The sequence below is a fragment of the Mesorhizobium sp. BR1-1-16 genome (genome assembly GCF_020165495.1).
Lineage (GTDB): Bacteria > Pseudomonadota > Alphaproteobacteria > Rhizobiales > Kaistiaceae > Kaistia.
In genome coordinates, this window is sequence record NZ_JAIUIE010000008.1 from 168,203 (window position 1) to 187,769 (window position 19,567).

A 19,567-nucleotide genomic window follows, 5' to 3' on the forward strand; every position below is an offset into this window, starting at 1 on the left:
CGCCATGTCGGACGAAAGACGTCGAAACATTGCATCCCTCGATCTCGTCCGCGTCGTGGCCATGGGCTACATCGTCGGCTTCTGGCATCTGATGAACTACGTCGATGGCTATGGCGGCTACCGGAACGAGGTTACGGAGCGGCTCACCGTCATCGTGCTGGCAACCTTCACGATGCTGTCCGGCTATCTGCTCGGGCGAAGGCCAGTCGAGCCGTCGCTGGCGGGGGTCAGCGCCTTCTATCGTCGGCGCCTTCTGCGTGTCTATCCGCCGCTCGTCGTGGCGCTGATTGTCTTCGCGCTGCTCAGCATCACGAGCTGGACGATTTCGATCAGAAGCGTCGTCCTCGTCAGCCTTTTCGCTGGACCGTCGGCCTGGACGCTCTGGTATGTCTGCATGATCGTGCTGTTCTACGCCGTCGCGCCGATCCTGCTCGCCGATCGGCCCATCCAGCTGCTCGGAAAACCGATTGCACCCTGGTTTGCGGGCGGAGCTTTGCTTTGGCTCGGCCTCATTGGATTGCAGCAGAGCGGCTGGCTGGCGATGGAGCCCCGGCTCGCGCTCTATTTCCCCTGCTTTGTCGCCGGGATAGGGCTCGCGCGCCTGGAGCACCGCGTCGGCACCTTGGCGGCCGTGGCCGCCGGTCTGCTGGCCGCCGTCGCCTCTCTGCCGAGCTACGGTTTGACGCTGCCCGAGATCGAGCTGTCGCTCCGTTCCGCACCCATGGCACTGTTCGCCGCTGCCTTCGTCCTGCTGGTGGCGTTGAGGCTTCAGCATCGGATCCCTCACCATCCAGCGGTGGCGGTCCTCAGCTGTGCCGCGTTCTTCGCATATCTGGCGCACCGGCCGGTCTATGTCCTCGCCACCCGGCTTTTCCCGATTTCCTCGCCAAGCGGGCAGCTTGCTTTCATGCTGCTGGTCGCGCTGCCTGTGGTGGTCGTCGTGAGCTGGATGCTGCAGAGGCTGTATGACGACGTGCTGCAGCGGCTCGGTTGGTGACCCAGACATGAAAACGGGGCCCGAAGGCCCCGTTCGAAAGACGCTTTAAAACGCTTAGATCGCGTTCTTGATCCAGTCGGCCAGCCGATTCTTCGGCGCGGCGCCAACCTGGATCGAGGTCGGCTCGCCATCCTTGAACAGGATCAGCGTCGGGATCGAGCGCACGCCATAGCGGACGGCGATATTCGGATTCTCGTCGATGTTGAGCTTGGCGATCGTCACCTTGCCGTCCATCTCGGTCTGGATCTCTTCGAGAGCCGGCCCGATCATGCGGCAGGGGCCGCACCACTCGGCCCAGAAATCGACGACCACCGGGCCTGTTGCGCCCAGAACGTCGGTGTCGAAGGAACTGTCAGTTACTTTGGCGGTCGCCATGAAAGCCTCGCGCGGAATGAGGGGGAGTTGATCCAAAGGTAGGGAGCGCCGATCGGCGGGTCAAGCCTTGGTATGTCACGACGCGGTGATACGCGAGATATGCTCGTCCATCTGGTCCGCAGGCACGGTGATCAGCCGCGGCGCCTCGGTGAAGACCAGGGCCGCCTCGACCGTTCGTACCGGATAGAGACGGGCGATGACGGCGCGATAGAGCGCGAGCTGCGCGATATGAGCCGGCGCAACGCCGTTGATGTCGACGGGCGGCGAGGCATTGGTCTTGAAGTCGGCGATGAGGATACGCGAAGGCTCCACGACCAACCGGTCGATGCGGCCCGAGACCGCCAGCGCGCCTTTCGCCGTCACGAGCGTTCCTGCGATCGCGACCTCCGGACGGCTGCCTGGACCGAAAAGCGGCGCGAAATCCGGCCCATCGATCAGTCCGGCCAAGTCGGCGGCGAGTCGGTCGCGATCTGTCTCTGGCCACCCCTCCGCAATGGCATCGAGATAGGCGCGCGCCACGCCCTGCCGCGCCGCTGCGGGATGCTCCGGCAGCGCCTGCAGCAGGCGATGGACGATCACGCCGCGTGCGAGCGCTTGCTCGGCGGCAATGGCGCCTGCCGCGCCCGAGCCGGCCGCGTTGGTATCCGAGGGCTGGATGCGCGCCGCGACGAGCGGCGGCGTAGGCGGCGGCGAGGCGAGGAAGGCAGGCAGCGGCGCCGCCGGCCGTGCGGGGGCCGTCGCGACGTCCGCTGCCGTCTGGGGGACAGCACTCCAGTCGCGCCGCCATTCGAGGCTGTCGAAGGTCTCGGTGCCGAGTGTCACCGGGACAACCCGAGCGCCCGGCTCCAGTGCGGTGAGGGCGATATCCTGCCAGAGCGGATCGCTGCCGGAGCGCGTCTTGCGCGTGCCGCAGATGACGAGGCGGTCGCGCGCCCGCGTCAGCGCGACATAGAGCAGTCGTCGATATTCCTCGCCCGCTCTTTCGCGCAGCGTTTCCAGCGCGGCGTCGAGGCGCTGCGGCCGCCGAGCGCTCGGCGCGATATAGGCAAGCGGCGCACCGCTGGCGTCGTCGGGATCGTCGGCCAGAGCCACGATCTTCGGATCGTGGCTCGCATGCACCGCCGCCGAACCCGTATCGACCAGGAAGACGATCTCGGCCTCCAGTCCCTTGGCGCCATGCACCGTCATGACGCGGATCTCGTCGCGGCCGATATCGGCATCGCGCTTGATCTCGGTCGCCGCCTCGCGCATCCACGCGGTGAAGCCCTGCAGCGAGGGCGTCTCGCTCTGCTCATAGGCGAGCGCTCTGGCGAGGAATTCGTCGAGAACCTCGTCCGCCTCCGCGCCGAGCCGCGCCAGGATGCGCTTGCGGCCGCCATCCGGACCGAGAATCCGCGCGAAGAAGGCGTGCGGGCCCATGAAGTCGGCCCGGCCGCGCCAGAGGTCGAGAAGCTCTACCGCGGCTTCGGCAGCGGCGAGCCGGGCGCGATGCACCGCCTGCCAGAGCGAGCCCGGCCGCCCATGCGCCACGGCGAAGAGATCATCCTCGGAAAGCCCGACCAGCGGGCTCTTGAGCAGGGCCGCGAGCGCCAGATCATCATCCGGCTGCAGCACGGTTTCGGCCAGCGCGACGAGGTCCATGACCGCGATATGACCGCCGAGCTTCAACCGGTCCGCACCGGCGACCGGCAGGCCGGCGGTTTTCAGCGCCCGGTTGATGGCATCGGTCTGGGCGCCGCGTTTGCGGGTCAGGATCAGGATACCGCCTGCCCGGACAGGCGCGCCGCTCGCCTCGATCCGTTCGCCGCGATCGATCCAGCCGCGGATGGTCAGCGCTATGCGCTCGGCGAGCCGCACTTCGGGGCTGCGGGTGTCGAGCCGGTCGAGCGGGGTGTGCCAATCCTCCGGCTCTTCGGCCGGCTCGGCGACGATCGACGGCCAGAGCGTGACGCGCCCGGGCTCCCCCCGCCGTGCCGCCTCATGCGCCGTCGCCTGCATCTCGCGCGCCAGTCCGCGATGGGCGTCGGGCGCTGCGAAGACGGCGTCGACCGCCGCCAGAACGTCGCCGGTCGAGCGGAAGGAGAGGTTGAGCACCAGTGCCCGGAATTCCGCGTCGGCCGCCTGTGCGGCACGGCGGAAGCGGTCGCGCTGGCGGGCAAACCAGGCGGGAACCGCACCCTGGAAGGAGTAGATCGACTGTTTTTCGTCGCCGACGGCGAAGAAGGTGCGCTTCTTGTCGCGCGCGCTCTCCCCGGCGAAGAACTCGTCTGCCAGCCCGGCGATGACCTGCCATTGCCGCGGGCTGGTATCCTGCGCTTCGTCGACGAGGATATGGTCGAGGCCGCGATCGAGCTTGTAATGGACCCAGCTCGACGCGCCGGATCGGGTCAGGAGATCGGCGGTGCGCACGACGAGATCCTGGAAATCGAGCGCGCCGCGCAGCTGCTTGCCGCGCTCATAGGCCTCCAGCACCGCCGTGCCGAGGATCAGCAGGGCTTCCGTCGCGTCGAAGGCGCGCGCGGCTGCGATCCGGTCGAGCACGTTCTCGATGCGCAGCCGCTCGGCGTCGAGCATCTCCTCAAGGCCCGGCCAACTGGTGAGGACGCTCTTGGGAGCGAGACTGCCGAGCGCCTTCACCTTGCCGGCCGCGGTCAGCATATAAGCGAGCCAGGCCCCGCTGCGCGCCGCATCCGTGTTGGCAGAGAGGAACGGTGCCAGTTGCTCGCCGGCGGCCTTGTGCTTTGGCCCGCTCGCGAGCAAGGACTCAACAAGCCGCCTGATGGCAGCGACGGGCAACGGCTGCGCCGTCACAATGCTGGCGCGGAGGGTCTCCTCCGTATCCTCGAGCGCAAGGTCAAGCGCCTGACGCAGTTCGGCTAGGCCGTTGTCCAGCGAACCGTGCACCTCGATGAGAGCGGCGAGCGCATCGCGGCGGGAAATGATCTCGCCGAGCGCCGCCTCGATGCCCTGGTCGGACGCGGCGTCGAGCAGCCGCGCAAAGGCGCGGCCGAGCCGGCCATCCTCATCGGCGCTGGCGCGAGCGAGCACCTGGCGCTGCGCGCCCTCGATCAGGATGGCGGCGGCACGATCATCGAGCACCTCGAACGCGCCGGCGACATTGGCCTCGAAGGGAAACTGATGGAGCAGCTTCTCGCAGAAGGCGTGGATGGTCTGGATCTTGAGCCCGCCCGGTGTTTCCAGCGCGCGCGCGAACAGCCGCCGGGCGCGGATGCGCACGGCCTCGCTGGCCGGGACATCGTCATAATCGGCCAATGCCTCGTCGAGCGCCGCGTCGGGAAGCGTCGTCCAGTCGGCGAGGATCGAAAAGACGCGTGCCGCCATCTCGGCCGCCGCCGCCTTGGTGAAAGTCAGGCAGAGGATCGCCCCGGGATCGGTTCCGGCAAGCAGCAGGCGGATCACGCGTCGCGCGAGAACATAGGTCTTGCCCGAGCCGGCATTGGCCGAAACCCAGACCGACGCCGTCGGATCGGTCGCCTCGGCCTGGACGCGGCGGGTGTTGGCGTCGACCGTGATCACGCCTCGTCCCCTTCGCCGAGCGCCCATTCGGCGACGCGGGCCAGATGGTCGTAAGGGCTGCCGAAGCGATTCTCGAACATTGGCCGTGCCCGCGAGACATAGGCGCGGTCCGGATCGGCATAGGCGGTGATGAGTGCTGCGAGCCGGGCCGCGGCCTCATCGCCCAGCTCGTCGGCTGGTCGATCGCGGACGGCCGAGGAGAACGGCTCGCCCCTGCCGACACGGCCGAGCCCGATCCAGCCAAGCACCGCGACTGAAGCCCCTGCCGGAATGTCGCCGAATGCCCCCCGCCGGAGCATCGCCGCCTCGAGCGCGAGCTGCGGCGCGAGGCCGGTCGAAAGCTGCTTCGGCGAGGGCGGAGTCCCGGTCTTGAAGTCGAGGATCTCGTATGTGCCGTCGCGGCGTCTGTCGATGCGGTCGGCCCGGCCGGTCAGCATGAAGTCGGGTGTCACCACCATCCGCCCGTCGATCTCGGCATGCCGTGCCTCGATCTCTTTCCGTGCCGCTTCCCAGCGGACATACCAGTCGGCAATGACGAGGAAGCGCGGCCACCAGAGCGCGTGCACGGCCGGAAAAGCCCTGATGTCGCGGAAGACGTCGCGGCCTGTTTCAATCAGCGTATCGAGCGCGGAACCATCGAAGGGCGGCTGCCAGCGCGGCGCGAAGCGGCCGAGCGCCTCATGGATCAGCGTCCCGCGCAGAGCGCTGTCGGGTACGACGTCGATCGGATCGAGTGGCTCCAGCTTCAGGACCCGGCGGGCATAGATCGCATAGGGATCGCGGACCAGCGTCTCGATTTCGGTGACCGAGAGCCGTTTCGGCCGCGCCTCGACCGGTGGTTTTGGCCGCGGCCGCGCGACGGGAGCCGGCGCCGGGCTGGCGTCGAGCGCGCGCGCCCAATCGAGATAGCGCTGGCCCCGCGACGCGAGCGCTGCGGCGTCAGCCTTGCCGAGCCGCGCGGCAAGCCGCTGCAGCCATCGCGCAGCGATCGTCGGTGCTCCGCCGCGTCGTTCGGCGCGGCTGATGATGACGTGTGCGTTGCCGAGCGCGCTGGTGAAATCATGCGCTGCCTGGCCAAGCCGCCGTTCCGGCGCTTCCAGGCCGAAGCCGGCGCGCATCGAACGCGACAGCCAGGGATCGGTGCGCGCTTCCGTCGGCCAGACGCCCTCGTCCAGCCCTGCCAGGATGACCAGATCAGCCGATTGCAGCCGCGCCTCGAGCGTTCCCCAGATGGAGATGCGCGGATCGGCGCCCGGCGGTGTCGAGACCGCGACGCCCGCCATGGCGGCGTCGAGAAAGGCCGGGAATTCCGGCCCGGTCATCGAGAAGTCGGCGGCATCCCCGCTCGACAGCCCATCGAGCAGCATCTTGAGCGCGGTGCCAGCCTCATCGGAGGGAAGCGCCGCCGGGGCGTCCGGTTCGGTGGCGAGGACAGCGCCGAGGGTCGCGGCGAGCAGGCTCGATACTGTCGCGACATCGCTCTTGGCGCCCTCGGCGAGGAGCGCTGCCAGCGGATCGAGCACAGCGCGGAGCCGGTCGGCGAGGATCGCCGCGCCATCCCAATCGTCAGGCAGCAGCCGCTTGACCGCCGGATGCAGGCGCAGAGAGGCGTCGGCTGCGTCGCGCCGTGCCCTTTCGAGCGCCAAGGGCAGACCGCCGAGGCCGCCGGCGACAAGGCGGCCGCGAAACAAAGCGAGGTCGAGCACGCCGATGGCATCGCGGCAGTCCGCCCGCGCCATGCCGAAGGCTGCGAGTGGATGCTTGGCGAGCGCCAGCAGATCAAGCGGCGCGCCATCCGAGCGCGCAGCGGCGGTGATGAGCCGGGCCAATGTACCCGGCGGGGTCGTGCGCAAGGGCCGTCCGGCCGAATCATCGACGCGCAGGCCGAAGCGCTCCAGTTCGATCGCGACGCGGGCCGCGATGGTCCGGTCGGGTGTCACCAGCGCTGCGGTCGCGCCTTCGGTCTCAACGGATTCGCGCAGCGCCAATGCGAGTGCCAGCGCTTCTTCCTGCTCGTTGCGGGCGACCAGCAGAGTCAGGCCTTCGGTCGCCTCGGAAGGAACCGGCGGGGCATCGGCCCAGGCCTCCGTCGTGTCGGCCGGCCGCATCGCTTCGGAGACCAGCCGCGCGCGGGCAGCGAGCGGGGGTGTGATACTGCCGAGCATGGCCACGTCGGCGCGGACGATGCCGGCGCGACCGAGCCACTGCTTGAGCCCATATTGCGGATGGCCGGGGGTCGAAGCGGCGCCCTCGCCGCCGATCGCAGTCCAGGCCGCGTCATCGAGAGCTATGTCGAGATCGGGCAGCACGACGGCGCCGTTCGGCAGTCGCGCGATGGTGGCGAGCAGTTCGGCCGTCGCCGGAATCGAGCCGGTCGAGCCGGCGGCGATGACGAGACCATTCGGGGGCTCGCTTGCAAGCCGCCTCGCTTCGTCGCGGATCAGCCGGTCGCGGCGCGTGGCCGGATCGGCGAGGTGGCGCTCGGCGAGGAGAGCCGGCCACGCTTCGCCGACGATCTTCAGGAAATCAAGCGTGATCTGCCAGTAGCGGGCGAGGTCATCCGGCACGAGCGTTTCAAGCGCCTGCCATTCGCAGCCGGCCGTCGCGACGTCGTCGACGAGGCGGGCGAGGTCTCCGGCGAGATGAAAGGCATCGGCGGCCGAAGCCGGGATCAGCACCGGTGCGCCTTCGGCGAGGCCGAGCCGGTCCGGCTTCAGCGCCTCGCCCCAGGCGCGGGTGAAGCGCGCCAGGATGAGCTGCCGGTCGAGCCGCGAAATGGCGGGCGGCAGCACGAGCCGTTCGGCCGGATCCTCGATCGGCTCCAGCAGCAGATCATCTTCGTCGATGTCGCCGATTGGCCGGATCCGCGGCAGGATGGCGGCGTCACTTCCGAGCCGATCGACCAGAGCGAGGGAGAGCGCGCGCGCGGCGCGTCGCGTCGGCAGGAAGATGCGGATATCGGCGAGCGCCAGCGGATCGCTGGCGGGATCGGGCAAGGCGCCGAGCTGTCCGGAGAGCAGCGCATCGGCAAGGGTCGGCAGGAAGCGGGCGCCGGCAGGAATGGTGAAGACGCGCGGGGCCGCCGCCATCGCCGGGTCCAGTCTCCCTACGCGGCGCTCTCGGCGACCGAAAGTTCGGCCTCCCGGATCGATTCCGGCGTCCCGACATGCAGCCAGATGCCGTCCATGCGCACGCCGAACAGTCGTCCACTGGCAATGGCGCGATCGAAGAGCACATTGAGGGAGAAGGCGCCCTCCGGCGCGTTCTCGAACAGGCGTGGCGAAAGGATCGCGGCGCCCGAATAGACGAAGGGCGCAATGGTGCGCTCCGGACGGCGCGTCAGCCGGCCCTCTTTGTCCATCAGGAAGTCGCCCGGTCCGGTATAGCCGATCGAGGCGACGGTCGGCGCAAGCATCAGCAGCGCGTCCATGGCGCTGTCGTCCCAGCCAGAGATCAGCCAGTCGAGATTGGGCCGTGGCCCCTCGATCCAGAAGCTGTCGGAATTCATGACGAAGAACGGCTCTGGGCCGAGCAGCGGCAGCGCCTTAGTGATGCCGCCGCCGGTCTCGAGCAGCGCGCCGCGCTCGTCGGAGACGACGATTTTCGGGTTCTTGCGCTTTTTGACGTGGGTCTCGAGCAGATCGGCGAGGTAGTGGACATTGACCACAACCTCCTCGACGCCAGCGCGCGAGAGTCGGTCGAGCGCCCGATCGATCATCGGGCGCCCCGCGACTTCGATCAGCGGCTTGGGCACGGTGGCAGTCACGGGGCGCATGCGCTTGCCGATACCGGCTGCGAGCACCATGGCGCGCCGGGGGCCGATCAGCGACTTGAAGGGAATGGGATCGGGCATCGAAACGGTTCTTCTTCTTGGGTCGGGCCCCCGGATGGAGCCCGCGTCATTCGTCGAGTGGCAGGTAGCGATCATACCAGAGGGCGAGGTCCGACAGAACCTCGTGCGCCAGATTGCGACGTAGATAGGCCCTTACACGCGGAATGTGACGGAGATATTGGGGTTTGCCGAAGGCTGTTGCGAGCCGTGCGAAGCCGCCGAGGACCTTGGTCGTCCGCTGTGCGCCAGAGATTGCATAGGCGGCTTCGAAAGCGTGCCTGTCGAATGGCCCGGAAGCTTCCCGCGCCGCGGCATATGCGGCGACGACTTTGGCCTCGAAGTCAGGGTCCAGCGTGATGCGCACGTCCTGCGCCAGCGCGGCGACGTCATAGGCCGAGGCGCCGATCATGGCATCCTGATGATCGAGCACGCCGATCCGGCGAATGCCCGTGCGCTCCGGCAGCCAGAGAAGGTTCGGCGAATGATAGTCACGCAGCAGCCAGCTCTGCTCCGTGTCCTGAAGGCGTGCGTGCAGGGTCGCCCAGATTGCCGCATAGGCGTCTTCCGCCTCGTCCGAGAGCGCGATCCCGGCAAATTCGCGCGCATACCAGCGCGGCATCAGATCGACCTCGATCAGGAAGGCGTCGCGGTCGAATTGAGGGATCCGATAGGCGCCGCCGTCTGGCAGTGGCAGTACGTCCGGACGTGGCACCGCATGCAGCGCGGCGAGCAGCTCCGCGGCCACACGCCAGCGCTCGGCATCCGGGACGCCGTCGCGGATGATGAAATCATCGCCGAGATCTTCGAGCAGCAACAGGCCTTGCGGGATGTCCGTCGCAAGCAGCGCCGGGGCCGAGATGCCGGCGGCGCGCAGGCCTTCATTCATCGCGACGAACGGCGCCACCGTGGTGGCGCGGTGTGCGACATCGTCATAGCTACGGCCGCCCCAGACGGGCGGGCCCGGCAGGCGGTCGCGCGCATCCATCAGTACGGCGCGCAGGCCATCCGGCCGCGCGATGCGCTCATAACTGCGGCCCGAGGCGTCGCCGGCCAAGTGGCGCCGCGTGACGTCGGCGAAGCCTGACGCATCGAGCCAGGACCGGATCTCGACAGTACGTTCCAGCCGGTCCGGCCAAGTTCCGCCACCGAAGAAGTCGGCCCGTCGCCGCTCGCCCTCGATGGCGAGGCGAACGGTCAGCGCCTGCTCCGGCAGCCGGCCGGCCGCGCGCTCGGGCCATTCGATGAGAACGGCGCCGGTTTCGATCGCTTCGTCGAAGCCGATCTCCTCCAGCTCATCAGGTCCGCCAAGCCGGTAGAGGTCGAAATGTGCGATCGCGATGCGGCCGGGATAGGTCTGGACCAGCGTGAAGGTCGGGCTCGGCACCTCCAGCGCGGCGTCGTCGGCGACGGCGCGGATCAGCGCGCGGGCGAGCGTCGTCTTGCCGGCGCCGAGATCCCCTTCGAGGGCGATGACATCGCCCGGCGCAAGCTTCGCCGCCAGATCCTCGGCAAGGCGGATCGTGGCCGCCTCGTCGGCCAGCATGAGGCTGAGAAGCGGCGTGCTCATTCCGCGGCGACGTCGAGCGCAGTCGGGCGCAGCGGCATGCGCACTGTAACGGTCGTGCCGCGGCCGATTTCGGAGGTGATGGAAACGCTGCCGCCATGCAGCTCGACGAAGCTCTTGACGATCGCAAGGCCAAGGCCCGCGCCGCCGCGCGCTGCGCCGGAAGCCCGGCTCTCGAAGCGCTGGAACACGGCATCGATGAAATCGGCCGAGATGCCCGGACCCTCGTCGGCGACCACGAATTCGACCGCCTCGCTGCTGCGCCGCGCCGTGAGGCGGATCGTCGAGCCCGCCGTCGAGAATCCGACGGCATTGGACAGGAGATTGTAGAGGATCTGGCGGATGCGCTTCTCGTCCGCGACGAAGGAGCCAAGATCGGGCGGAAGGTGCGTGTCGAGCTTCAGCCGCGATTCGCGCAGTCGGTCACGCACCCCCTCGGTGGCCGCGGCGACGGTTTCGGCGACATTCACCTCGCCGAGATCGAGCGTGATGATGCCGGCATCGACCGTGGCGAGGTCGAGGATGTCGTTGACGATCGCCAGCAGTGAGCCGCTCGATGAGAGGATATAGCCGGTATATTCGCGCTGCTTCTCGTTGAGTGGACCGACGGCGATGTCGGCCAGGAGCTGCGTGAAGCCGATGATATTGGTGAGTGGCGAGCGCAGCTCATAGGAGACGTGCTGGATGAAGGCGTTCTTGAGCCCATCTGCCGCTTCGAGCGCTTCGTTGCGGTCCGTCAGTGCACGCTCGACCTGCACGCTGTCGGTGACGTCGACGAAGGTGACCATGGTCTGGCCGTTCGGCAGCGGCACGGTCGCATAGTCGATGACGCGGCGATCGCGCCGCTCCATGCGGCCATGCGTCGGCGCGCGGCTCTCGCCGAGCCCCGCCACTTCCGCCGTGAAACGCTTCCATTCCTCCGGCGACGCGCTGAGGGCGCGGCAGGCGCGCTCGATCTCGCCGACATGCGGCCGGCCGGCCAGGAGTTTCGGATCGAGCCGCCAGATCCGCGCAAAAGCGGGGTTGTCGAGGCGGAGCCGCCCGTCCGAGCCGAACACCGCGACACCTTCCGCAAGATGATCGAGCGTCTCGCCCTGGACCTGGATCAGCGCATTGTAGCGGCTTTCGAGATCGAGACGCGCGGTGACGTTCTCATAGATCCACGTCATGCCGCCCTGCGGATGCGGGTTGGCAATGACGCGCAGGGTCTGGCCATCCGGAAGATGCCACCAGAATTCGCGCGCATCGACGGACTGGTAGGCGGCGAAAAGCTCCTTGCGCCAGCTCTTGAAATCGACCTGTTCGGGCAGGCGTCGCGCAGCGCGCATCCGGTCAAGAACCGCGCTCTCGTCCGGCATCTGGTCGAGGAAGGCGGCGTCGAGGCCGAAAAGCTCACGGAAAGCGGCGTTGTAGGAACGCAGGCGATGATCCTGCCCGAACACGGCAACGGCCGTGGCGAGCTGGTCGAGCGTGCGGACATGGAACTCGACCAGCCGCTTCATCTGCGCCTGGACGGATTCGAGCTCGGTGACGTCGGCGGCGATGCCGGCACTGCCGGTCTCGGACGCGACGTCGACAATGTCGAGCATGCGCCGCTCGCCGGCCATCACGACGGGCAGCCGGCGCGCGAAGACGGTTCCTTCGGCATGGCTGCGGACGATCGCCTGCCGCCCGGCCGTATCGACGAGTTCGAGGCGCCGGCGCACGACATCGGTGGCGTCAGCCGCCTCAACTGCTTGGACATAGGCCTGGTTGACCCATTCCAGCGCGCCGTCGCGGCCGCGAATCCAGCAGGGCAGCGGCGCGGCCTCGATCAGCGCCCGCATCGCCGCAACGTCGTGCGTCAGGCGGCGGTGACGCGCGTCGAGCTCGGCCAATGCCAGGCGATCGCCGGAAAGATCGCGGAACCGCGCGACGGCGCGGCCGGCGGTCGTGCGCCCGGCGACTTCCACGAAGCTGCCATTGGCTGTTTCGATGGCGATTGTGAAGGTCTCGCCCTCGCTGCGCAGTCTTTCGAGCGCGAGGTCAAGCCGGCTGGCGCTCGCGCCGGTCAGCCATGTTCCGAAGGCGAGGAAGGCGGCGCGATCGTCGGGCGCGCCGGTCGCGCGTGGCAGCCGCCCCATGATGAGCGGCGGCTCCTCAGGGCCGCTCCAGGCGACGAGGCGCTGGTCGTCGGCATTGACCAGCGCTTCGGCGCGATCGGCAATGGCGCGCAGATCGGCCAGTCGACCGCGCAGTTCGGCGTTGTCCGTATCGGCGCGGTCTCGTGCCCTCAGCAACACGGCGATGGCGACGAGAGAGAAGGTGAGAACGCCGAAAATGGCGCTGAAGCTGACGATGCGATCGGGCGCCAGGAAGTCGGCGGCTGCGGCCGGGCCAATCGAAAGCGCGAAGAGCGCGAGGGATGAAGCGGCTCGGCGGATGGCGACGACGGGGGCTCGTCCGGCGCGGCCGGCTCGAATCCATCCCGATATCCTGCGATGCCAAAGCATGCGACAGGCCCTTCCGCCGTCAGAGAACTGGAATGACCCGCTTGCGACGCCGACCAACTCTTCCGGCACCGCGCTCGAATCACCCTCAATGTAACGGTTCGGGGAATCGCGAGGGAAGCCGCTGACGACGAGAAAAGGGCCATGCGATCGAACATCGCATGGCCCTGGAGTGTCAGCCGGTCATGGTTAACCGCCGGTTAAGGCTGTAGCGCCGATCGGCACCGGCCTCAGTAGCGGTAATGATCCGGCTTGAACGGGCCGCTTTCGGCGACGCCGATATAGGCCTGCTGTTTTTCGTTGAGCTTGGAGAGCTTCACGCCGATCTTGGCGAGATGCAGCGCCGCGACCTTTTCGTCGAGATATTTCGGCAGCGTGTAGACCTTGTTCTCATACTGGCCGGGCTTGGTCCACAGTTCGATCTGGGCCAGCGTCTGGTTCGTGAACGAGGCCGACATCACGAAGCTCGGATGGCCCATGGCGTTGCCGAGATTAACGAGGCGCCCCTCGGACAGGAGGATGACGCGCTTGCCGTCCGGCAGCTCGATCTCATCGACCTGCGGCTTGATGCTGTGCCACTTGTAGTTGCGCAGGGCCGCAACCTGGATCTCGCTGTCGAAGTGACCGATATTGCAGACGATCGCCCGGTCCTTCATCGCGCGAACATGCTCGATGGTGATGACGTCGACATTGCCGGTCGCCGTGACGAAGATGTCGGCCTTCGGCGCGGCCTCTTCCATCGTGACGACTTCATAGCCTTCCATCGCGGCCTGCAGGGCGCAGATCGGATCGACTTCGGAGACCATGACGCGGCAGCCGGCCTGGCGCAGCGAAGCCGCCGAGCCCTTGCCGACATCGCCGAAGCCGGCAACCATCGCGACCTTGCCCGACATCATGACGTCGGTGCCGCGGCGGATACCGTCGACCAGCGACTCGCGGCAGCCGTAGAGATTGTCGAATTTCGACTTGGTGACCGAGTCGTTCACATTGATCGCCGGGAAGAGCAGCGTGCCCTTCTTCTGCATCTCATAGAGACGATGCACGCCGGTGGTGGTCTCTTCGGTGACACCGCGGATCGCTGCGGCGACGGCCGTATACCAGCCGGGCTTGTGCTTCAGCCGGCGCTTGATCGCGGCGAAGAAGACTTCCTCTTCCTCGTTGCCGGGCGTCTCGAGGAAGGCGGTGTCGCCCTTCTCGGCGCGCAGACCAAGATGCACCAGCGCGGTCGCATCGCCACCATCGTCGAGGATCATGTTGGGCAGGCCGCCATCGGCCCATTCAAAGATCCGGTGCGTGTAGTCCCAGTAATCCTCGAGGCTCTCGCCCTTGATGGCGAAGACCGGCGTGCCGCCATCGGCGATGGCAGCCGCAGCATGGTCCTGCGTCGAATAGATGTTGCACGACGCCCAGCGCACATCGGCGCCGAGCGCTTTCAGCGTCTCGATCAGCACGCCGGTCTGGATCGTCATATGCAGCGAGCCGGCGATGCGGGCGCCCTTCAGCGGCTGCGAAGGACCAAATTCCGCGCGGACGCTCATGAGGCCGGGCATCTCGACCTCGGCGATGTCGAGTTCCTTGCGACCCCAGTCGGCAAGGCCGATATCCTTGATCGCGTAATCGTGCTGTCCGGACATGCGGGATGATCTCCGTGAAAATGGCTGTGCCCGCGCTTATAGCGGAGACAGCATCTCGCGGCAATCAGGATATAAAGATATCTTTATGTGACGGCGAAGATGCTGTCACTCTTCCTCGCCGAAGCGGTCGGCGACGAGGTGGGCGATGGCTTCGAGAGCGGCTGCGGCCTCTGGTCCGTCGGCCGTGACATGGATCGACGAACCGATGCCGGCGGCTAGCATCATCAGCCCCATGATCGAGGTGCCGCCGACGGTGTTCTGGTCCTTCGAAACCGTGATCGTGGCATTGAAGCTGTCGGCAAGCTGCACGAACTTCGCCGAAGCACGGGCATGCAGACCGCGACGGTTCACAATCGCCAGATCGCGGCAATATTCGGCCTTCGTGTCGCTCGACATGCTCGACGTCTCACTGCCCCGCCAGAACCTGGCTCGCGACATTGATATATTTGCGGCCGGCTTCCTGCGCACCCTGGATCGCAAGGGCGAGCGGCTTCTCGACGCGGACGCTGGCGAGCTTCACCAGCATCGGCAGGTTGACGCCGGCGATGACCTCGATCCGCCCCGCTTCCATCACGGAAATGGCGAGGTTCGATGGCGTGCCGCCAAACATGTCCGTCAGCAGGATAACGCCGCTGCCGTCGTCGACGCTCTGCACGGCATCGACGATGTCCTGGCGTCGACGCTCCATATCGTCTTCCGGGCCGATCGCGATCGTCTCGATCTGGCTCTGGCGTCCGACGACATGTTCGAGAGCGGCGCGGAACTCTATGGCGAGTTGGCCGTGGGTGACGAGGACGAGCCCGATCATGCCCTTGGTTACCTGTTGTTCTTGTTGCCGGCCCGCGCGGCCGCTCATTCTATGCCGGACGAGAAAGTCTGCCCCGGCCAGGGGCCCCGTCCCGGCGGCTCCGCATCTTGACCGAACGATTCCGCAACGCAAGAAAAAAGCTCACGCCTCATTGCCCGCCTTCACGTTTCGTTGACCATGGTGAACCCGGCCATAAGCGCCGCCCGCACGCGGATCCAGCCATCACCCTGGCCGATCGGCAGGGCAAGCCGCGGCAACGCCACGTCGCCGAACCGGGCCGTTCTCTCGCTCTCAGCGGGCATTCGCGCGATCTCGTCGCCCGGCCGCAGATCGACCACAAACCCGATCTTTTGCGGTGCAACATAGGGTAACCGGACAAGACCATATCCCCGCATCTCGATCAGCCCGGCCAGCTGTTCCGGCGGCGCCGCCTCGATCTCTCCGCCGATGCCGGTCAGGATGACGCGGTCGTCGGCAATGAGCCGGTTGCGGGCAGGATCGGCCATGATGAGCGCGAGCACGAGCGACGACTTGCCGCTGCCTGAAGCGCCGCGCACGAGGACGCCGATGCCGTCGACCAGCGCCGCGCTGGCGTGGATGGTCGGTGGTGAAGCAGCGGTCATCCGGGAATTCCGGGCAGGCGCACCGTGAACCGCGCGCCGAGCACGACCGGCTCCTCGTCGCGGTTCGCCTTCGACTTCACGCGGTTTTCCGCCCAGATCCGGCCGCGATGCGCCTCGACGATCTGCTTCGAGATCGAGAGGCCGAGCCCGGAATTCTGGCCGAAGGCCTCCTGCTCGGGCCGGTCGGTATAGAAACGCTCGAAGATGCGCTCCACCTGTTCGGCCCGGATTCCCGGTCCATCATCCTCGACGATGACGTCTACGGCGGATCCGTTGCGGCGGACCAGCACATGGACGACGCCGTCCTTCGGGCTGAAGGAGCGGGCATTCTCGATGAGATTGGTGAAGACCTGGCCGAGGCGGCTGTCATGCCCGATGACGACATAGGCGTCGTCCTGGTCATTCTTCGCGACGTCGAGCACGATGGACGGCCCGTCGGGAGCGGCAATCTCGCGAGAGATCGACACCACGGCATCGACGATGCGCGCGACATCGATCGGCACGGCGTCCTGGCGCGCCAGTTCGGCGTCGAGGCGCGAGGCGTCGGAAATGTCGCTGATCAGCCGGTCGAGCCTGCGGACGTCGTGCTGGATGATCTCCGTCAGGCGGGCCTTCGCCTTCGCTGTCTTGGCGAGCGGCAGCGTCTCGACTGCGCTCCGGAGCGAGGTGAGCGGGTTCTTCAGCTCGTGGCTGACATCGGCGGCGAAGCTCTCGATCGCCTCTATGCGATTATAGAGCGAGGCCGTCATATCGCGCAGCGCTTGCGAGAGATGGCCGATCTCGTCGCGGCGCGAGGAGAAGTCCGGGATCTGGGGCCGCGAGGTAACGCCTCGACGCACGCGATCGGCTGCATCGGCGAGGCGGCGGAGCGGCGCGGCAATCGTGCCCGCAAGAAGGATCGACAGCACGACGACGACGGCGGCCGAGACGAGGAACACGCGGACGATCGCCATGCGCTCGGCATGCACGATCTGGTCGATGTCGCCGCCCTGCGTCGAAAGCAGCAGGACGCCGAGCACCGAGCGATAGCGCTGGATCGGCACGGCAACCGAGACGATCAGTTCGCCGCGATCCGTGATGCGCACGATCGAGGACGGACTGCCATCGAGCGCCGTGGCGACCTCGGGATAGCCCTTGCCGTTGAGCCCGCCGAGCTCGTGATAGATCGGCAGATCGTCGCGCTGCAGGTGGATCTTGACCCATTCCCAGATGCGGTCGAACAGCGCCGGCTCGTCGTCGGCGCCGGGCGGCAGGTCGAGGCGAAGGATTTGGCCACGCGAATAGAGATGGCGCGAATCGAGCACCGGGATGCCGTCGCGGTCATAGATGCGCGCCCGCGTCCGCGTCGGCGATATCAGGCGCCGCAGCACGGGCGCGACCCGTTCCGGATTGATCGGGAAATCGAGCCCCTCGATCGAGTTGAGGCCGGGCGTCAGGCTCTCGCCGGCCTGGAGCTCGAGAAGCTTGTCGGGATCGATGGTGAGATTGTTGGTTTCGACCGTGGCGGACGCCGCGATCGCGCCCGCAATGATCTCGCCTTGCGTCAGAAGGCTTTCAAGACGCGCATCGATCAGCCCGGCGCGGAACTGGTTCAGATAGAGGATGCCGGAGACGAGGACGATCAGCGCCGCGAGATTGAGGATGACGATGCGGCGCGTCAGGCTGGAGAAGGCATGGGGGCCGATCGAGCGCACGAAGCGCGACAGCAGTCGCCGCCAATGCCGGAGGCGAACCCGGCGCGGCGTGGCGCGCGCCGGCGCCTGCTCCTCGATGATGACGGTCATCTCTCCGTCCGATCCCGCGCGGCAGCGGCCGCGTCAGGCCTCCTTGAAGCGATAGCCGACGCCATACAGCGTCTCGATCATGTCAAAGCTGTCGTCGGCCTGCTTGAACTTCTTGCGCAGCCGCTTGATGTGGCTGTCGATGGTGCGGTCGTCGACATAGACCTGGTCGTCATAGGCCGCATCCATCAGCGCGTTGCGGCTCTTCACGACGCCGGGCCGCTGCGCCAGCGCGTAGAGGATGAGGAACTCGGTCACGGTCAGCGTCACCGGCTGGCCGTTCCAGGTGCAGGTATGCCGCTCCTGGTCCATCGACAGGGCGCCGCGATCGAGATTGCGCGCCGCATCCGGAACCTTGGCCGTCGCCGAGGCCTCGCGCGGCTGGAAGCGCCGCAGCACCGCCTTGACGCGCTCGACCAGCAGGCGCTGCGAGAACGGCTTCTTGATGAAATCGTCGGCGCCCATCTTGAGGCCGAAGAGTTCGTCGATCTCGTCATCCTTCGAGGTGAGGAAGATCACCGGCAGATCGGTGCGCTGGCGCAGGCGGCGCAGCAACTCCATCCCGTCCATGCGCGGCATCTTGATGTCGAGGATCGCAAGATCAGGCGCCGTCTGCTGAAAACCGTCCAGCGCCGAAGCACCGTCGGTATAGGTCTGCACACGGTAGCCTTCCGATTCGAGCGCAATCGACACGGAGGCCAGAATGTTGCGATCGTCATCGACGAGAGCAATCGTCGGCATTGAGGGGCATCTCCCAGAGTTTGGCTCTGTTCCGTGGCGCTGGTTGCGCCTCGACGCGCGGTTTCGAAAACCAGCGACATCCGTCTTAAGGTCGCAGGAATACGCGGAAAATATGGCGCGCAGTGTAGCTGACTTCCAGAGCTGGCGCCATCACCGCGGCAAGGAGACGACAATCAAAGCTGACTGTGATATTCCGCTTTGCGATCCAACTGCCAAAAGGGAAGCCGTCTTGTCCGCTTATTCCACTGCCGAACCGAGCTTTGATCCCGTCGCTGCGGCTCGCGCCGTGCTGCATGAAGCGCGCGTCGCAAGCCTTGCGACGCTGACCAGCGAGGGGCATCCGTTCGCGAGCCTGGTCACCTTCGCCACGATGCCGGACCTTGCGCCGGCTCTGTGGCTGTCGGATCTCGCTGTGCACAGCCGCAATCTGGCACAGGACAACAGGGCGTCGCTCCTGGTGGTCGCGCCGGGCGGCGAGGGTGGCGATCCGCTGGCTGGGGCGCGCGTCACGCTGACCGGAACGCTCGCTCGCACCGATGATCCAGCCGCGGCTCGTCGCTTCGGTGCGGTGCATGGCAGCGCTGGCCGGCCCGACTTCGCCGATTTCCACGCCTATCGCATGAATATCGCCTCGGCCCACCTCGTCGCCGGCTTCGGCCGCATCGTGACGCTCTCGGCGGACGATCTGCGAATTGATCTTGGCGAGGCAGAAGGCCTCATCTCCGGCGAAGCCATGATCGTCGACCATATGAACGAGGATCACGCCGAGGCGATCGCCCTCTACGCCACCGTGCTGCTCGGGCTGCCGCCGAGCGAATGGCGCCTGTCCGGTTGCGATCCTGATGGGGTCGATCTCGTGGCGCCGGGGTCGAAGGCGCGCCTGCCATTCCCAAGCCGCGCCACGACCGTCGCCGAAGCCGGGGGTCATCTGAAGCATTGGGCTAAGCTCGCCCGCGAACGCATGACGGCGACGAAAAACTAGGCATTTGCCCGCGTGGGCGGCTTTTCTTCGGAAGTTTATTTCTTCGGCTGTCTAATTATCTGCAACCTGCACTGAGCGTTACTTGGTCGCATCGATGTAAATCGATTAGGTCGATCCAAAGCCCTTTGGGTCCGCAGCTTTTACTTGCCTGCCCGAGTAAAGCCGCCCTAGGGTCGGGGGGGGGGGGGGGGGGGGGGGGGGCGG

The 19,567-nt window shown here is 67.0% G+C and carries 14 protein-coding genes; 2 read left to right on the forward strand and 12 right to left on the reverse strand.

Annotated elements, in window-relative coordinates; translation table 11 throughout:
• Positions 1-4 precede the first annotated feature (4 nt).
• Positions 5-997, forward strand: coding sequence for an acyltransferase family protein (locus tag LB518_RS17575; protein ID WP_224578956.1), 993 nt, complete (start codon positions 5-7; stop codon positions 995-997).
• 54 nt (positions 998-1,051) lie between these two features.
• Here the strand turns inward: LB518_RS17575 and trxA are convergent, their stop codons facing one another.
• The 12 genes from trxA to LB518_RS17635 all read right to left on the reverse strand — a co-directional run bounded on the left by trxA (position 1,052) and on the right by LB518_RS17635 (position 18,381).
• Complete coding sequence (trxA, locus tag LB518_RS17580) at positions 1,052-1,372, reverse strand: thioredoxin (RefSeq protein ID WP_224578959.1); 321 nt, start codon at positions 1,370-1,372, stop codon at positions 1,052-1,054.
• A 75-nt stretch (positions 1,373-1,447) separates the two neighbouring features.
• The gene (gene addA / locus LB518_RS17585) at positions 1,448-4,909 is read right to left on the reverse strand and encodes a double-strand break repair helicase AddA (protein ID WP_224578960.1); all 3,462 of its coding nucleotides are present in this window, start codon (positions 4,907-4,909) and stop codon (positions 1,448-1,450) included.
• The gene (addB, locus tag LB518_RS17590) at positions 4,906-7,998 is read right to left on the reverse strand and encodes a double-strand break repair protein AddB (protein ID WP_224578962.1); all 3,093 of its coding nucleotides are present in this window, start codon (positions 7,996-7,998) and stop codon (positions 4,906-4,908) included. The genes addA and addB overlap by 4 nt, the downstream gene beginning before the upstream one ends.
• A 17-nt stretch (positions 7,999-8,015) precedes the next feature.
• Positions 8,016-8,762, reverse strand: coding sequence for a nucleotidyltransferase family protein (locus LB518_RS17595; protein ID WP_224578964.1), 747 nt, complete (start codon positions 8,760-8,762; stop codon positions 8,016-8,018).
• A gap of 46 nt (positions 8,763-8,808) precedes the next feature.
• Positions 8,809-10,308: a tRNA (adenosine(37)-N6)-threonylcarbamoyltransferase complex ATPase subunit type 1 TsaE gene (gene tsaE, locus LB518_RS17600; protein ID WP_224578966.1), complete on the reverse strand. Its 1,500-nt coding sequence runs from the start codon at positions 10,306-10,308 to the stop codon at positions 8,809-8,811.
• Positions 10,305-12,797, reverse strand: coding sequence for a PAS domain-containing sensor histidine kinase (locus LB518_RS17605; protein ID WP_224578968.1), 2,493 nt, complete (start codon positions 12,795-12,797; stop codon positions 10,305-10,307). The genes tsaE and LB518_RS17605 overlap by 4 nt, the downstream gene beginning before the upstream one ends.
• 227 nt (positions 12,798-13,024) lie before the next feature.
• Positions 13,025-14,428 carry an adenosylhomocysteinase gene (gene ahcY / locus LB518_RS17610; RefSeq protein WP_224578970.1) on the reverse strand — a complete coding sequence of 468 codons (1,404 nt, stop codon included), beginning with the start codon at positions 14,426-14,428 and terminating at the stop codon, positions 13,025-13,027.
• 105 nt (positions 14,429-14,533) lie between these two features.
• On the reverse strand, positions 14,534-14,824 hold the full coding sequence (locus LB518_RS17615) for an HPr family phosphocarrier protein (protein ID WP_224578972.1): 291 nt from the start codon (positions 14,822-14,824) through the stop codon (positions 14,534-14,536).
• Between the two features lie 10 nt (positions 14,825-14,834).
• Positions 14,835-15,236 carry a PTS sugar transporter subunit IIA gene (locus tag LB518_RS17620; protein ID WP_224578974.1) on the reverse strand — a complete coding sequence of 134 codons (402 nt, stop codon included), beginning with the start codon at positions 15,234-15,236 and terminating at the stop codon, positions 14,835-14,837.
• Between the two features lie 161 nt (positions 15,237-15,397).
• Positions 15,398-15,859 (reverse strand): HPr kinase/phosphorylase, encoded by a 462-nt coding sequence (locus LB518_RS17625; RefSeq protein ID WP_224578976.1) that lies wholly within the window; start codon positions 15,857-15,859, stop codon positions 15,398-15,400.
• Positions 15,856-17,643: a sensor histidine kinase gene (locus tag LB518_RS17630; protein WP_224578978.1), complete on the reverse strand. Its 1,788-nt coding sequence runs from the start codon at positions 17,641-17,643 to the stop codon at positions 15,856-15,858. The genes LB518_RS17625 and LB518_RS17630 overlap by 4 nt, the downstream gene beginning before the upstream one ends.
• A 33-nt stretch (positions 17,644-17,676) precedes the next feature.
• Entirely contained in the window at positions 17,677-18,381 is a 705-nt protein-coding gene (locus LB518_RS17635) for a response regulator transcription factor (RefSeq protein ID WP_224578979.1), read from the reverse strand.
• Between the two features lie 229 nt (positions 18,382-18,610).
• Between LB518_RS17635 and LB518_RS17640 the strand changes: the two genes are divergently transcribed.
• Complete coding sequence (locus LB518_RS17640) at positions 18,611-19,363, forward strand: HugZ family pyridoxamine 5'-phosphate oxidase (RefSeq protein ID WP_224578982.1); 753 nt, start codon at positions 18,611-18,613, stop codon at positions 19,361-19,363.
• Positions 19,364-19,567 lie beyond the last annotated feature (204 nt).